The organism is Ectothiorhodospira shaposhnikovii (genome assembly GCF_016584105.1).
Taxonomy (GTDB): domain Bacteria; phylum Pseudomonadota; class Gammaproteobacteria; order Ectothiorhodospirales; family Ectothiorhodospiraceae; genus Ectothiorhodospira; species Ectothiorhodospira shaposhnikovii.
The window spans coordinates 80,340-95,901 of sequence record NZ_NRSM01000009.1; the positions used below are offsets into that span (position 1 = coordinate 80,340).

Below are 15,562 nucleotides of genomic sequence, written 5' to 3' on the forward strand. Positions count from 1 at the left end.
GATGCCCATGGCGCCGTCCTCGGTTCCCGCAACACGCATCGCTTGAGCGACCCTCCCCCGTGCCATCCGTTGCCGCGGATGGAGTGTGTCCTTGGCGGAGGCCGCCGATGGAGTTGGAATTCGAACAGTACCTGTCCACGGTCCGCGACCTTCTGGAGCAGGACGACCATGAAGCCCTGCGCCGGACCCTGGACATCATGCGTATCCAGGACATCGCCCATGTGCTGATGGCCCTGGAGGATGGCGCCGTGGAGCGGGTTTTCAGCGCCCTCGCCCGCGGCCGCAAGGTGGACGTCTTTTCCTACCTGGACCCCCATCACCAGCACGCCCTGCTGGACCGCATTGCCCAGGCCGATGCCCGCCATATCCTGTCGGAGATGCTGCCCGACGACCTCACCGCCCTGCTGGAGGATCTGCCCCGGGACGAGGTGCGCCGGCTGCTGCGGCTGTTGCCCTTTCGCGCCATTCGGCGTGCCCTCACCCTGCTGGACTACCCGGACAACAGCGTCGGGCGCCTGATGACGCCCGAGTTCGTCGCCGTGGCGGCGGACTGGTCCATCCAGGACAGCCTGGACTTCATCCGGGTGCAGAAGGCACGGGGCGAGATGGCCAACGTGATCTTCGTCATTGATGACGAGCGCCGGCTGCTGACCAGCATTCCCCTGGGGCGTTTCGTCATGGGCCGGGCCGACGAGCCGGTCTCCAGCCTGGGCACCGAGCCCATGATCACCATTTCCGTCAACGCGGATCGGGCCGAGGCGGTGCGGCTGATCCAGCACTATGACCTGGAAGTGCTGCCGGTCACCGACGACGACGGGGTGCTGCTGGGCATCGTCACCGTGGATGACGTGATGGACGTGGTGGAGGAAGAAACCACCGAGGACTTCCACAAGCTGGGCTCGGTGGGCGCCCTCAACCTGAGCCTGCGGGATGCCCGGCCCTCGCTGCTCTACCGCAAGCGCATCGGCTGGCTACTGGTGCTGGTGTTCCTGAACATGTTCGGCGGCATGGCCATCGCCAGCTTCGAGGACACCATCGCGGCGGTGGTAGTACTGGTATTCTTCCTGCCCCTGATCATCGCCTCCGGTGGCAACGCCGGGGCCCAGGCCTCCACCCTGATGGTCCGGGCCATGGCCACCGGAGATGTGAAATCCTCCGACTGGTTCCGGCTCTGGGGCAAGGAGCTGCTGGTGGCCACCTCCCTGGGCCTGACCATGGGTATTGCCGTCTCGGCGGTGGGCCTGTGGCGTGGCGGCCCCGAGATCGCCCTGCTGGTGGCCATGGCCATGGCCATGGTGGTGGTGGTGGGCAGCATGGTGGGGATGATACTGCCCTTCATCCTCAGCCTGGCGCGCCTGGACCCGGCCACCGCCAGCGCCCCGCTGGTGACCTCGGTGGCGGACGTGGCGGGGATCCTGATCTATTTCAGCCTGGCCGTGGCGATCCTGAACCTGCCTGCCGACGGAGTCCTGTGACATGAACGAGACTGCCACCCTGGAACGCCCCACCCTGGCCGATCTGTCCGCCCTGCTGGCGGAACAGGACTGGGAGTGCATCCAGGCCCTGCTGGCGGATCTGGCGGAGCCGGACATCGCCCACGCCCTGCCCGGACTGGCGCGGGCCGAACGGGTGCGGCTGATGCAGCTGCTGCCGCCGGAGCGGGCCTCCTCGGTCTATGCCTACCTGGATACCGGCCTGCAGACCGAACTGCTGGAGGATCTTACTGACGAGGAAAAGACCCGCCTCATCGGCGAGTTGTCCTACGACGATGCCGCCGCCATCCTGGACGAACTGCCGGATGAACATACCGACTCCCTGATGGAGATGCTGCCGGAGGCGGACCAGCAGGTGCTCAAGACCCTGCTGGCCTTCCCGGAGCACAGCGCCGGCCGCCTCATGACCCCGGAGTTCGTGGCCCTCTCCCCTGCCTGGACCGTGCGCGAGGCCCTGGATCATGTGCGTGAACAGGCCCATGTGGGGGAGACCCTCAACACCCTGTTCATCACCGATGACGCGGGTCACCTGCTGGGCTGGATCAGCCTGCAGGATCTGCTGCTCTCCCGTCCCCGAACCCGGGTGGAACAGCACTATCATCGGGATGTGATCCGCATCCGCACCCTGGAAGACCGGGAGGAGGCAGCCCGCCTGATCGGCCACTATGACCTGCAGGCCCTGCCGGTGGTGGACGCGGACAACATCCTGGCGGGCATCATCACCGTGGACGATGTCATGGACGTGGTGCAGAAGGAAGACACCGAGGACTTCCACAAGATGGGCTCGGTGGGGGTCTTGAACCTGAGCGTGAAGGATGCCACCGCCGGCATGCTCTACCGCAAGCGCATCGGCTGGCTGGTGATCCTGGTGGCAGTGAACATCGTGAGCGGGGCCGCCATCGCCTTCTTCGAGGCGGCCATCGAGAAGGTGGTCGCCCTGGTGTTTTTCCTGCCCATGGTCATCGCCTCCGGCGGCAACGCGGGGGCCCAGGCCTCCACCCTGATGGTGCGCGCCCTGGCCACCGGCGATGTCCAGGCCCGGGACTGGTTCCGGCTCTGGGGCAAGGAGCTGGTGGTGGCCCTGGGCCTGGGCATCACCCTGGGACTGGCGGTCTGGCTCATCGGCCTGTGGCTGGGGGGGACGGAGGTGGCCATCGCCATCGCCATTTCCATGGTGCTGGTGGTCATCACCGGCAGCATGTTCGGCATGGTACTGCCCTTCATCCTGAACCGTTTCAGGCTGGACCCGGCCACCGCCAGCGCCCCCCTGGTGACCTCGGTGGTGGACGTGGCCGGCATCGTGATGTACTTCGCCGTGGCCACCCTGGTGCTGCGAATGGCGGGGATGTAGCGCTCAGAAGACGTGCTCCACCACCATCTGGACCGAGCACAGGCCCCGGTACTCGTTGCTGTCCAGACGATAGGCCAGGTGCATCCGGTCACGGCCCTCCGGCCAGTCATCCGGGTCGGCGTTGAAGGCAATGCCGGTGATCGCCTCCCCCCCGTCGGGATGGCTCAGGCGCAGGCGCAGATGCCTGCCCTTGAGCCAGCGTCGCTCCAGCACCAGGAACTCACCGTCAAACAGGGGTTCCGGGAAACCCTGCCCCCAGGGCCCCCCGGCGCGCAGGGCCTCGGCGGCCTCCAGGGTCAACTCATGGGGGGCCAGCGGGCCGTCGCTGCGGACCACCCCTTCCAGAGCGGCCGGATCGACGCTCCGGCGCACGGTCTCGTCAAACACCTGCCGGAAGGTCTCGAAATGCTCCGCCGGCAGGCTCAGGCCCGCCGCCATGGCATGGCCGCCGAACTTGCTCACCAGGCCCGGATGGGCCGTGGCAATGGCATCCAGGGCGTCCCGGACATGCAATCCGGGAATGGAACGGGCCGATCCCTTGAGCACGCCATCACCGGCATCGGCGAAGGCAATCACCGGCCGGTGTATCCGGTCCTTGATGCGGGAAGCCACGATGCCGATCACCCCCTGATGCCAGGCCGGTTCATACAGGCACAGGCCGTGACCCACCGTCCCCGTCAGCCCGCCTTCCAGCAGCCGGCTCAGGCTGTCCAGGGCCTGGTCCTGCATCTGCGCCTCCACCTCGCGGCGATCCCGGTTCAGGTCGTCCAGGGCCTGCGCCAGGGACAGGGCGCGCACCGGATCATCGGTGAGCAGACATTCGATGCCGATCCCCATGTCGTCCATGCGCCCGGCCGCATTCAGCCGCGGCCCGGCGGCGAACCCCAGGTCCGTGGCCACCACCCGGGACGGATTGCGGCCCGCCACCTGCAGCAGGGCCAGGATCCCCGGCGCCGCCTGCCCGGCCCGCATGCGCCGCAGTCCCTGCTCCACCAGAATGCGGTTGTTATGATCCAGCGGCACCACATCCGCCACGGTCCCCAGGGCCACCAGGTCCAGCAGATTGCCCAGATTGGGCTCGGGGATACCCCTGCGCTGGAACCAGCCCTGCTCGCGCAGGCGGGCGCGCAGGGCCGCCATGACGTAGAAGATCACCCCGACCCCGGCCAGGGCCTTGCTGGGAAAAGGATCATCGGCCAGGTTGGGATTGACGATGGCCTCGGCCTCGGGCAGCCGCGACCCGGGCAGGTGATGATCCGTCACCAGCACCCGCATGCCCCGGTCCCGGGCCGCCGTCACCCCCTCCAGACTGGAGATACCGTTATCCACGGTCATGATCAGGTCCGGCCCCCGGCCCGCAGCCACCTCCACGATCTCCGGCGTCAGTCCGTAGCCGTACTCGAACCGGTTGGGCACCAGATAATCCACTGCCGCCGCCCCCATGGCCCGCAGGGCGCGCAGGGCCAGGGCAGTGCTGGTGGCGCCGTCGGCATCGAAATCCCCCACCACCAGGATCCGTTGCCCTTCAGCCAGGGCCTGGGCCAGCAGGGCCGTGGCCCGGTCGATCCCGCCCAGGGCACGGAACGGGGCCAGGCGGGATAGGGAGTGGTCCAGCTCCGCCGGGTCCATGACACCCCGATTGGCATAGAGCCGGGTCAAAAGGTCGGCGCCGTCGGTCACGGCCTGTGCCCGTTCCAGTCTGCGGGCGGCCTTCATGGGGCGTGCCCCCCGTCGGTGCTCCCATGGCATTCTCCGAACGGACGGGGGCGCCGCCACCAGCGCCAGCGCGCCCGGCCATCCAGCCATATCCCCCGGCCATCCTCGCCCTGGATCACCAGGTGCCGGAACCGGCCCCGGCCCAGGCCCTGGCGCAGGGGTTCGAACCAGTCCTGCTCCAGGGCAGCCAGGGCATGCATCCAGGCCTCCACATCATCCGCGACGGCCGCGGCAAAAAGATCTTCCAGCACCACCAGCACGGGACCCTGCCCCGACCCGGAGGGCCGCCATGCCGCGGCGTTATCCGGCAGGGGATGCAGGGGCGTCCCGGTCCAGCGACACAACCCTTCCAGCAGCGGGCCGCGTCCGCAGGCCGCCGCCCATTTCTCCGGCGGTGACGGGTTGGGCCAGCGGCCGCCGCCCCAGAGCCACAGGCTGTTCACCGGGGCCTCGCCCCGGGCCTCCCGGGCCTCGTTCTCCGGCGCGCCGAACAGCAGCATCTGCAGTTCCGTCAGGTCCCGCTGCCAGGCCTGGGCGGCGGCCCCCTCCCGGGGCAGTAATCCTCCCACTCGCCGTCCCATGGCGCGGGAAAGGGGCACCGTGGCCAACCCCGGGTCCGCCTCCAGGTACAGATGCCAGCGCCCGGGAGCGGCAGCGTGCAGCGTCCAGGGGCGCACCTGGAAGTGATCGTTGATCCGGGCGACCAGGGCATCGTTCTCGTCGTCCGTCAGCGACGGGCCAACGGCCCGGGAGAGGATCAGGTCATCCATCCCCACCGTCAGGTGCACCGGATCGGCACAAAACCAGTACCCCTCGGGCATGCCGTCGGTGACGGCCAACCGGGTCAGGGCTCCCATGGGGGCATCGGCACCGGCACCGAAATGCCGGCACAGCAGGGTTTCCAGGGCATCCGCACAGGGCTCGACCGGCCTGCCCCTGGACCACAACCATTCCAGCGCGGGATAGCGCCCCAGGCCACCATAGTCGGCCTGCCACCGGGCGGCGCACGTCAGCAGACCCGGCAGGACCAGGTACAGGGCCTGATCCGCGGGGACGGGATACGATCGTTGCATGATGTGATCTCCGATGGCGCTCGGCATCACCCTCACCAGGACCTCATGTGCGGATATCTTCCGGGCGACCGGGTCTGACCATCCGGTCCGGATTGGCCAGACGGGCGATCAGTACCGCCAGCACGATGGCCGGCAGACCGACCAGGGCGGATGAGACGAAGAACCAGACCCAGCCCACCTGCTCGGCCAGCAGTCCCGTAAAGCCCGCCAGAAACTGACCCGGCAGGGTCATGATGGAGCTGAAAAGGGCGTACTGGGTGGCCGTATAGGCGCTGTTGGTGAGGCTCGACAGATAGGCAATGAACACGGAGATGGCCAGTCCGCCGCTGAGATTGTCCGCCATGATGGCAAATACCAGACCATGCAACTCCGGACCCAGGGTCGCCAGCCAGGAAAAGGTCAGATTGGTCAGGGGAGCCAGACAGGCGGTGGCAATGAGCATCCGGGTGATACCGAAACGCATCACCAGAAGCCCCCCCAGGGCGGCCCCGATCAGGGTCATGGCCAGACCGAAGGCCGCGGCCACGTTGGCGATCTCCGTCTTGGTAAAGCCCAGGTCCAGATAGAAGGGATTGGCCATCACCCCCATGAAAATATCGCTGATGCGAAACAGGGCCACGAACAGCAGCACCAGCAGGGCCATCCTGCCGTAACGATGCCAGAAATCCGCAAAGGGACAGACCACCGCGCCGATGAACCAGGCGGTGAAGCGGCGCCGCCAACCACGATGAGCGGTGCGATCCAGATAATCCACCACCCGCTGTTCCAGTTGCCGGGTGCCGCCGTCGATGACCACTTCCGGCTCGCGGATGATCAGGGTGGTGACCACGCCCACGGCCATCAGCGCGGCCATCACCCCATAGGAGAGGCTCCAATCCCCCACTGCGGCCAGGTGCAGCGCGCCCGCCCCGGCGGCCAGCAGGGCCACACGGTAACCAAAGATATAGGAGGCCGCCATGGCCCCCTGCCGGTCCCGGCTCACCGCCTCGATGCGATAGGCGTCGATGGCGATATCCTGGGTCGCCGAACCGAAGGCGGTGAGTACCGCCCAGACGGCCACCAGCCACAGATGTTCCCGGGGATCGGTCAGGGCAATACCCAAAAGCCCCAGGGCGATCACCCCCTGGGCCAGGATCATCCAGGCCCGCCGCCGGCCCAGCAACCGGGTCAGGAACGGCAGGGGCATGCGGTCCACCACCGGTGCCCAGAAGATTTTGATGCTGTGGGCCATACCCACCCAGCTCAGAAAACCGATGGCGGCCAGTTCCACCCCCAGGTCCCGCAGCCAGGCAGTGAACGTGCCTCCCACCAGCAGCAGCGGCAATCCGGCGGCAAAGCCCAGGAACAGCATGCCGATGACCCGGGGATGCCGATAGACGGCCAGGGCGGCGCGCCAGTCCCGGCGGTGTTCTGGAACGACCTCGGTACTCATGATGCGCGGCACCCCCGGCAAGGTTCGCGGGAACAGGATAAATGACGGGCACAAAAAACCCGGCCTTTGGCCGGGTTTTTCAGGATTTGGTCGGGGCGAGAGGATTTGAACCTCCGACCACCTGCACCCCATGCAGGTGCGCTACCAGGCTGCGCTACGCCCCGAGAAAGTGCAGCATTATAGGGGGTGTATTTTCATTTGTGAAGGTCTTTTTCAGTCAAAATTCCGAATATTTTTCACGAAGGCTTCTGCCGCAGGATATGCAGGATCTCCTCCAGTTCCAGCCGCATCTGCCGGATGATCTGCTGGCTCTGAGAGGTATCCTCACGGGCCTCCTGCCCCGACAGTTTCTGCCTTGCGCCACCGATGGTATAGCCCTGCTCATAGAGCAGGCTGCGGATCTGGCGGATCAGGATGACATCCTGTCGCTGGTAATAGCGGCGGTTGCCTCGCCGCTTGACGGGCTTCAGGGAGGGAAATTCCTGTTCCCAGTAGCGCAGCACATGGGGTTTGACCCCGCACAGCTCGCTGACCTCCCCGATGGTGAAATAACGCTTCCCGGGGATGGCCGGAAGTTCGCTATTGTTGCCCGCTTCCAGCATAGGACTCGACCCTCGCCTTCAGTTTCTGACCGGGACGGAACGTCACCACGCGACGGGCGGAAATGGGAATTTCCTCACCGGTCTTGGGATTGCGACCGGGTCGCTGGTTCTTGTCCCTGAGGGTGAAGTTGCCAAACCCGGACAACTTCACCTGCTCTCCCGATTCCAGTGCGGTACGAACTTCCTCGAAGAAGAGCTCCACGAGCTCCTTGGCCTCACGCTTGTTAAGCCCGAGTTCTTCATGTAGCCGCTCCGCCATCTCCGCCTTTGTCAATGCCATCGATCAAGCTCTGAGGGTCGCCCCAACCTCTTCTTGTAATTTGGTCACGATGCCGTGGATCATCTCGTCCACTTTTTCGTCGGTAAGAGTGCTGGATAAATCCTGTAAAATCAAGCCTAAAGCGAGACTTTTTCTACCTTCCGGCACCCCCTGCCCCGTATACACGTCAAACAGGTTCACCCCCTTGAGGGACTCATGACCGGCACCCTCGATCACCTCCACCACCCGGGCAGCCGGCAGGGCGGCATCCACCAGCAGGGCAAGATCGCGACGAATGGCCGGGAACCGGCTCTGTTCCTGGAACCGGGGCAGACGCCCCCGGCAGACCTTGTCCAGGGACAATTCGAACAGGAACACCGGCATCTCCAGGTCCAGCTCCGCTTCCAGCGCCGGGTTCAGGGCGCCCAGCCAGCCCAGGGACTCTCCGTCCAGCACAAGCTCCGCGCTCTGGCCGGGATGCAGCGCCGGATGACGGCCAACCTGCCAGTTCACCCGCCGGTCCAGTCCCGCCAGGGCCAGCAGGGACTCCACGTCCCCCTTGAGATCGAAGAAGTCCACCGGGCGTTCGGCCTGCCCCCATTGGGCCGGCAGCAGGGCACCGCAGATCAGGCCGGAGATGACCTTTTCCTGTTTCAGTACATCGCCTTCGGGCACGAACCTCAGCCCCGTCTCGAACAGGCGCACCCGCGTCTGCTGGCGGTTGAGATTGTGTCGAGCTGCTTTCACCAACCCCGGCCAGAGGGTGGTACGCATCACCGCCAACTCCGACGAGAGGGGGTTGGCCAGCCTGAGCGGTCGGGTATCCGGAGAGAACCGGGCTTCCAGGGCCTCGTCCACGAAACTGAAGGTGATGGCCTCCAGATACCCCAGGTCACACAGACGGGAACGCAGACGCCGGGGGTCCACCCGCGTCTCATCGAGCCAGGTGATGCCGGGACGTACCAGGGGTAACTCGGAAGGCAGGTCGTCGTAACCGTGAACCCGGGCAATCTCCTCCACCAGATCTTCCTCGATGGCCAGATCGAAGCGGAACGCGGGGACTGTCACCTGCCAGGCCTCCCCTGCCCCGGTCACTTCACAGCCCAGGGCGACGAGGATCTCCCGCATCCGCTCGACCGGCAACGTCAGACCCAGCAGACGACCCACCCGGGCAGGCCGCAGGGTGATGGGCGCACGCATCGGCACCTGGTCGGCCGCCTCGGCCATGGTAGCCGGACCCGGGGTGCCGCCGGCGATCTCGCACAGCAATTGTGTGGCCCGCTCCAGGGCGCGCAGGGGCAGCGTCGGGTCCACGCCCCGCTCGAAACGATGGGAGGATTCGGTGTGCAAACCGTGATGACGGGCGCGTCCGGCCACCGCCGTGGGCACGAAGTGGGCCGATTCCAGGAATACATCCCGGGTGTCATCGGTCACGCCGCTGGCCTCGCCGCCCATGATGCCTGCCAGGGCCAGCAGCTTGCCCTCATCGGCGATCACCAGATCATCGCCATCGAGGGTGAGCTGCTGGCCATCCAGCAATACCAGGGTTTCCCCGGCCCTGGCCCGACGCACCACGATGGCCCGGTCGAGCACGGCAAGATCGAAGGCATGCATGGGCTGCCCCAGCTCCAGCATGACGTAGTTGGTCACGTCCACCAGCGGACCCAGACTGCGGACTCCGGCCCGGCGCAGACGTTCCTGCATCCACAGCGGCGTGGGCGCGGCGGGATTCACACCCCGGATCACCCGGCCGGCATAGCGCGGACAGTCCGCGGCCGCCTCCAGGCGCACCGGGAACACATCCTCGCAGGCCGCCGGCACTGCCGGCACCTCAAGGACCTTCAGGGGCCGACCGGTCAGGGTCGCCACTTCCCGGGCCACCCCGGCCATGCTCAGGCAATCGGCCCGGTTCGGCGTCAGGTCCACTTCCAGAACCAGGTCATCCAGCCCCAGCAGTGCACGGATGTCCGTGCCCGCCGCCGGTTCGTCCGGCAGGGACATGAGACCTTCATGGGCCTCGGACAGACCCAACTCGCGGGCGGAACAGAGCATGCCGAAGGACGGCACTCCCCGCAGCTTGGCCTTCTTGATCTTGAAATCACCGGGCAGGACCGCGCCGACCCGGGCAAAGGGGGCGCGCATGCCCACGTGCACGTTGGGGGCGCCGCAGACCACCTGCACCGGCTCGCCGCTGCCGTCATCCACCTGACAGACCCGCAGCTTGTCTGCGTCCGGATGAGGTTCCACGGCGATCACATGGGCCACCACCACGCCGGTAAAATCCGGCGCCACCGTCGTGACGGCGTCCAGTTCCAGGCCGGCCATGGTCAGGCGATGTCCCAGGGCGTCCACCGCCAGGCCGTGATCCACCCACTGACCCAGCCATTGATTACTGATTTTCATGGATACTCAACCTTGATTCGGAATGGGTTAGACGAACTGGCGCAGGAAACGGATGTCATTGTCGAAGAACAGCCGCAGGTCGTTGACCCCATAGCGCAGCATGGCCATGCGCTCCACCCCCAGCCCGAAGGCAAAGCCGGAATAACGTTCGCTGTCGATGCCCACATGCCCCAGCACATTGGGATGCACCATGCCGCAGCCCATCACCTCCAGCCAGCCGGTCTGCTTGCAGACCCGGCAGCCGTGGCCACCGCACTGCACGCACTGGATGTCCACCTCGGCGGAGGGCTCGGTGAAGGGGAAATAGGAAGGCCGAAACCGGGTCTTCAGATCATTCTGCTCGAAGAAGGCCCGCAAAAAGGCGTCCAGCACGCCACGCAGATGAGCAAAGGTCACCTGCTCATCCACCACCAGCCCCTCCACCTGATGGAACATGGGGCTATGGGTGAGATCCGAATCGCAGCGATAGACGCGACCGGGGGCGATGATGCGCAGCGGCGGCGCCTGGTTTTCCATCACCCGCACCTGCACCGGCGAGGTATGGGTGCGCAGCAGGGTGGTGGCATCGAAATAGAAGGTGTCATGCATCGCCCGGGCCGGGTGATGGGACGGAATGTTGAGGGCCTCGAAATTGTGGTAGTCGTCCTCCACCTCGGGACCTTCCGCCACCGCAAAGCCCAGCTGCTCCAGCAGGGCCTGGATGCGCTCGATGGTCAGGGTGACGGGATGCAGGCCGCCGGGCTCCTGACGCCGCCCTGGAAGGGTCACATCCAGGGTCTCCGCCGCCAGACGGGCTTCCCGGGCCGCCAGTTCCAGGGCCTCGCGGCGCGCCTCCAGGGCCTCGGCCACCACCTGCTTGGCCTGGTTGATGGCCTGACCGGCCTCCCGGCGCTGCTCCGGCGGCAATGCCCCGAGAGATTTCAACTGTTCGGTGATGACGCCCTTCTTGCCCAGGTACTGCACCCGCAGCTCATCCAGATGGCGCAGGTCGGCGGATGCACGGATCGCCGTGAGCGCCGCGTCGGTGAGATTGGAAAGGGATTCCACGTGAGCTTCCGTCGTTGCGTTGAAAACAAAAAGGGGAAAGGCCAGGCCTTTCCCCTCTTGACGTTCCCGCCCCGCCGAACGGGGCAGGCCTGCGTCCGCAGTGCTTACGCCAGGGCAGCCTTGGCCTGCTCGGCGATACGGCCAAAGGCAGGCAGGTCATGCACCGCCAGGTCGGCCAGCACCTTGCGATCGATCTCGACGCCGGCCTTGTTCAGACCGTCGATCAGACGGCTGTAGGACAGGCCGAATTCGCGGGCCGCGGCGTTGATGCGCACGATCCACAGGGCGCGGAACTGACGCTTGCGCTGACGGCGGTCGCGATAGGCGTACTGACCGGCCTTGGTGACGGCCTGCACGGCAACGCGATAGACGTTCTTGCGGGCACCATAGTAACCCTTCGCCTTGTCCAGCACCTTTTTGTGCTTGGCGTGGGCGGTTACACCTCTTTTAACTCGGGGCATGCTCTAAACTCCTGGGTGACTCGGCTCAGCCGTTGGGCAACATCTGACGCACGGCGGCCACATCCGAGGCATGGATGTGGGCGGCGGAGCGCAGGTGACGCTTACGCTTGGTGCTCTTCTTCGTCAGGATATGACGACGATGGGACTGGGCACGCTTGAAGGCGCCCGAGCCGGTCTTGGTGAAGCGCTTGGCGGCGCCCCGATTGGTCTTCATCTTCGGCATCTTTGAACTCCGGATGATGTCGCCTCACTGACGACATGTTGGTCGAAACGCACAGGTGTACCGGGACCCGTGCATCCGTTTTCTTGTGGCTGCCTGTTACTGCCGACTGCTCACTTCTTCTTGGGACTGATCACCATGATCATCTGGCGACCTTCCATTTTGGGGCGCTGCTCCACCGTGGCCAGTTCGCCCAGATCGGCTTCGATCCGGTCGAGCAACCTTGCACCCAGCTCCTGGTGCGCCATCTCACGGCCGCGGAAACGGATGGTGACTTTACATTTGTCACCATGTTCCAGAAAGCGGTTGAGATTGCGAAGCTTGACCTGGTAGTCGCCTTCGTCCGTTCCCGGACGGAACTTGACTTCCTTGATCTGAACCTGTTTCTGATTTTTCTTGGCAGCCTGTGTTTTCTTGCTGTGCTCGAACTTGAACTTGCCGTAATCCATCACCCGACAGACCGGTGGATCGGCCGTAGGCACGATCTCCACCAGATCCAGTTCGGCCTCTTCGGCAATTCGCATCGCCTCGCGCGTCAGCATGACCCCCATGTTCTCGCCGTCTTCACCAATCAGGCGCACTTGGGGCACATTGATCTGCTCGTTTAATCGGTTCTCTTTACCAGCGCTGATATGTCAATCCTCCAAAACAGAATGGCCGCGGCTCGCGGTTTCGAGGGAGAGACGCTGAATCAGGGTGTCGATCTCCATCGACCCCAGGTCCCGCCCATCGCGCGTGCGCACGGCGACTGTACCCGTATCCTTTTCCCGGTCCCCCAGGACCAGCAGATACGGCACTCGTTGAAGCGTATGCTCGCGGATTTTAAAGCCGATCTTCTCGTTTCTCAAGTCCACTTCGGCGCGGAAGCCCTGTTCACGCAGCAAATCGGCCACCTGACGGGCATAATCGTCCTGCCGATCGGTGATGGTGAGCACCTGCGCCTGCACCGGGGCCAGCCACAGGGGAAAGTGACCGGCATAGTGTTCGATAAGCACGCCGAAGAAGCGTTCCACGGAACCCAGCAGGGCGCGGTGGATCATGATGGGGCGCTTGCGGGTGTTGTCGTCCGCCACGTATTCCATGTCGAAGCGTTCCGGCAGGTTGAAGTCCAACTGCACGGTGGAACACTGCCACTGACGGCCGATGGCATCGCGGATCTTGATGTCGATCTTGGGGCCATAGAAGGCGCCGCCGCCCTCGTCCACGTCATAGGCCAGCCCCTTCTTCTCCAGGGCCGCCCGCAGTGCGGCGGTGGCGTGCTCCCAGATGTGATCCGAGCCCACGGCCTTGTCCGGACGGGTGGACAGATTGATGTCGAAGTTTTCGAACCCGAAGGCCTGCAACACCGCCAGGGTGAGATCCAGGATGCGCAGAATCTCCGCCTCGATCTGGTCCTCCCGACAGAAGATGTGGGCATCGTCCTGGGTGAATCCACGCACCCGCATCAGGCCGTGCAGGGCGCCGGACATCTCGCGGCGATACACGGTACCCATCTCCGCCCAGCGCAGGGGCAGATCCCGATAGGAACGCAGCCGGTCCTTGTACACCAGCACATGGAAGGGGCAGTTCATGGGCTTGAGCTGGAAGGCCTGATGCTCGTCCTCCATGGGCTCGTACATGGACTCGGCATAGAAGTCAGCGTGCCCGGAGGTCTTCCACAGCTCCAGATTGGCAATGTGGGGGGTGTAAAGGAACTCGTACCCTGCCCGCTCATGCATCTCGAACCAGAACTGCTCGATGGCGCGACGGATGCGGGCGCCGTTGGGGTGCCAGAACACCAGACCGCCGCCGGCATCCTCCTGGATGGAAAACAGGTTCAGTTCCTGACCGATGCGACGATGATCGCGGCGCTCCGCTTCCGCCAGGCGGTGGAGATAATCCTCCAGCTGCTGCTTGTTGGGCCAGGCGGTGCCGTAGATGCGCTGGAGCATCTCGTTTTTGGAGTCCCCGCGCCAGTAGGCGCCGGCCACCTTGGTGAGCTTGAAGGCCTTGAGCTTGCCGGTGCTGGGCACGTGCGGCCCACGGCACAGATCGGTGAAGTCGCCCTGGCTGTACAGGGAGATGTCCTCGTTGGTGGGGATGTCGGCGATGATCCGGGCCTTGTATTCCTCCCCCTGTTCGCGGAAGAATGCCACCGCCTCGTCACGGGGCATGACCCGGCGCTCTACCTTCAGGTCGGCCTTGGCCAGTTCCTTCATCTTCGCCTCGATCTTTTCCAGGTCTTCCGGATGGAAGGGGCGCTCGTAGGCGAAGTCATAGTAGAACCCGTCCTCGATCACGGGACCGATGGTCACCTGGGCGCCGGGGTAGAGGCTCTTCACCGCCTGGGCCATGAGGTGGGCGGTGGAATGGCGGATCATGTCCAGCCCTTCCGGATCCCGGTCGGTGATGATGGCCAGACGGGCATCGTCCTCGATCAGGTGGGACGCATCCACCAGGCGTTCGTCGATCCTGCCGGCCAGGGTGGCCTTGGCCAGACCGGGACCGATATCGGCGGCCACCTGGGCCACGGTGACGGGCGCATCAAAGCTGCGCCGGCTGTTGTCGGGAAGGGTGATGACGGGCATGTGGAATATCTCCTGCGCCGGCCTGTACGAGGGGTCGTGCGCTGTTCGTGATGAAGGGAAAACCCCGTGGGAAAGGGCTACGGACTGCTCATCCCGGGGTAAGGATGACCGGAGGCCCCGCGCTGCCAGCATGTGAACCCGACAACGACGCTCAGGCTAGCGAAATTGATGAAAAATCACAAGTCACCCGCAATGAACCGGAGATGAACGAGACCCTCTTCAATCTGACCCACTGGCTGGCCTCATCCCAGGAAACCCTGGTTGCATGGGCGGCACTGCATCCGGTCGCGACGGCCATCGGTTACGTGATCACCGTGACCTTCGGCAAGGTCACCCCCTTTCCCGGGGGATTCCTGCTCATGCTGACGGGAGGATTTCTGTTCGGAGGTCCGCTGGGGGCCGTGCTCAGTGCCACCGGCTCGGCCTTGAGCGCCGTCATGGTGGGAGCGGTGGGGCGCCAGCTGTTCCAGGCCCCCATCCAGCGTCGCTGGGGGCACCGGCTGCGGAGGATGGAGGCGAAAGTGAACGCAAACGCCTTCAACGTGATCCTGGCGGCGCGGCTGTTCCCCCTGGTGCCGGCCTGGCTGATCAACGTCCTGCCGGTGGTGTTTCCGATCCCCTTGCGCCATGTGCTGGTGGCCACTTTTCTGGGGCTGCTGCCCATCTCCTTCGTGGTGGCGGGCCTGGGTGCGGAGCTGTCCACCCTGGCCCATGCCGAAACCCTGGCCATGAGCGACATCCTGTCCCCGGGCCTGCTGCTGCCCCTGGGCATCCTGGCCCTGCTGGTGCTGACACCCACCCTGCTCTCCCTGCGCGCATCGGGGGGCAAAAATCGCTGACCCGCGGTTCCCGGAACAGACATGACCTGCCTCCCGGACTTCAACCACGGCCGCGCACTGCTAAGATCCTTGAAACGCACCCTCCTGCCCACAGCTCGG

General features: G+C 65.3%; 14 protein-coding genes and 1 tRNA gene. 3 read left to right on the plus strand and 12 right to left on the minus strand.

All coding sequences use genetic code 11. From position 1 onward, the window contains the following. Positions 1-107 precede the first annotated feature (107 nt). Entirely contained in the window at positions 108-1,475 is a 1,368-nt protein-coding gene (gene mgtE / locus CKO35_RS07025) for a magnesium transporter (protein WP_200174013.1), read from the plus strand. A 1-nt stretch (position 1,476) separates the two neighbouring features. After that, a complete protein-coding gene (mgtE, locus tag CKO35_RS07030; RefSeq protein WP_200174014.1) occupies positions 1,477-2,844 on the plus strand; it encodes a magnesium transporter in 1,368 nt (455 codons plus the stop codon). Positions 2,845-2,847: 3 nt separating this feature from the next. Here the strand turns inward: mgtE (CKO35_RS07030) and recJ are convergent, their stop codons facing one another. From recJ to thrS, 12 genes are all read right to left on the minus strand, one after another. After that, a complete protein-coding gene (recJ, locus tag CKO35_RS07035) occupies positions 2,848-4,560 on the minus strand; it encodes a single-stranded-DNA-specific exonuclease RecJ (protein WP_200174016.1) in 1,713 nt (570 codons plus the stop codon). Continuing rightward, positions 4,557-5,633 carry a hypothetical protein gene (locus CKO35_RS07040; RefSeq protein ID WP_200174018.1) on the minus strand — a complete coding sequence of 359 codons (1,077 nt, stop codon included), beginning with the start codon at positions 5,631-5,633 and terminating at the stop codon, positions 4,557-4,559. The genes recJ and CKO35_RS07040 overlap by 4 nt, the downstream gene beginning before the upstream one ends. Positions 5,634-5,676: 43 nt before the next feature. Beyond that, positions 5,677-7,065, minus strand: a complete 1,389-nt coding sequence (locus tag CKO35_RS07045; RefSeq protein ID WP_200174020.1) for an AmpG family muropeptide MFS transporter — start codon at positions 7,063-7,065, stop codon at positions 5,677-5,679. Positions 7,066-7,152: 87 nt separating this feature from the next. After that, positions 7,153-7,229 (minus strand) — tRNA-Pro (locus tag CKO35_RS07050). Positions 7,230-7,301: 72 nt separating this feature from the next. Then, positions 7,302-7,667: a MerR family transcriptional regulator gene (locus CKO35_RS07055; RefSeq protein ID WP_200174022.1), complete on the minus strand. Its 366-nt coding sequence runs from the start codon at positions 7,665-7,667 to the stop codon at positions 7,302-7,304. Then, positions 7,645-7,947, minus strand: a complete 303-nt coding sequence (gene ihfA / locus CKO35_RS07060) for an integration host factor subunit alpha (protein WP_200174024.1) — start codon at positions 7,945-7,947, stop codon at positions 7,645-7,647. Before ihfA ends, CKO35_RS07055 begins: the two co-directional genes overlap by 23 nt. Before the next feature lie 3 nt (positions 7,948-7,950). Next, positions 7,951-10,329 carry a phenylalanine--tRNA ligase subunit beta gene (gene pheT, locus CKO35_RS07065; protein ID WP_200174026.1) on the minus strand — a complete coding sequence of 793 codons (2,379 nt, stop codon included), beginning with the start codon at positions 10,327-10,329 and terminating at the stop codon, positions 7,951-7,953. Between the two features lie 27 nt (positions 10,330-10,356). Continuing rightward, complete coding sequence (pheS, locus tag CKO35_RS07070; protein ID WP_200174028.1) at positions 10,357-11,376, minus strand: phenylalanine--tRNA ligase subunit alpha; 1,020 nt, start codon at positions 11,374-11,376, stop codon at positions 10,357-10,359. Positions 11,377-11,480: 104 nt separating this feature from the next. Further along, positions 11,481-11,837, minus strand: coding sequence for a 50S ribosomal protein L20 (gene rplT, locus CKO35_RS07075; protein WP_200174030.1), 357 nt, complete (start codon positions 11,835-11,837; stop codon positions 11,481-11,483). A gap of 25 nt (positions 11,838-11,862) precedes the next feature. Then, positions 11,863-12,060 carry a 50S ribosomal protein L35 gene (rpmI, locus tag CKO35_RS07080; RefSeq protein WP_008931335.1) on the minus strand — a complete coding sequence of 66 codons (198 nt, stop codon included), beginning with the start codon at positions 12,058-12,060 and terminating at the stop codon, positions 11,863-11,865. Between the two features lie 110 nt (positions 12,061-12,170). Beyond that, positions 12,171-12,689 carry a translation initiation factor IF-3 gene (gene infC / locus CKO35_RS07085; protein ID WP_200174090.1) on the minus strand — a complete coding sequence of 173 codons (519 nt, stop codon included), beginning with the start codon at positions 12,687-12,689 and terminating at the stop codon, positions 12,171-12,173. Between the two features lie 3 nt (positions 12,690-12,692). After that, entirely contained in the window at positions 12,693-14,624 is a 1,932-nt protein-coding gene (thrS, locus tag CKO35_RS07090) for a threonine--tRNA ligase (protein ID WP_200174032.1), read from the minus strand. 203 nt (positions 14,625-14,827) lie between these two features. On the opposite strand from thrS, the gene CKO35_RS07095 reads away from it, so the two are divergent. After that, positions 14,828-15,463, plus strand: coding sequence for a TVP38/TMEM64 family protein (locus tag CKO35_RS07095; RefSeq protein ID WP_200174034.1), 636 nt, complete (start codon positions 14,828-14,830; stop codon positions 15,461-15,463). The last annotated feature ends 99 nt before the right edge of the window (positions 15,464-15,562 follow it).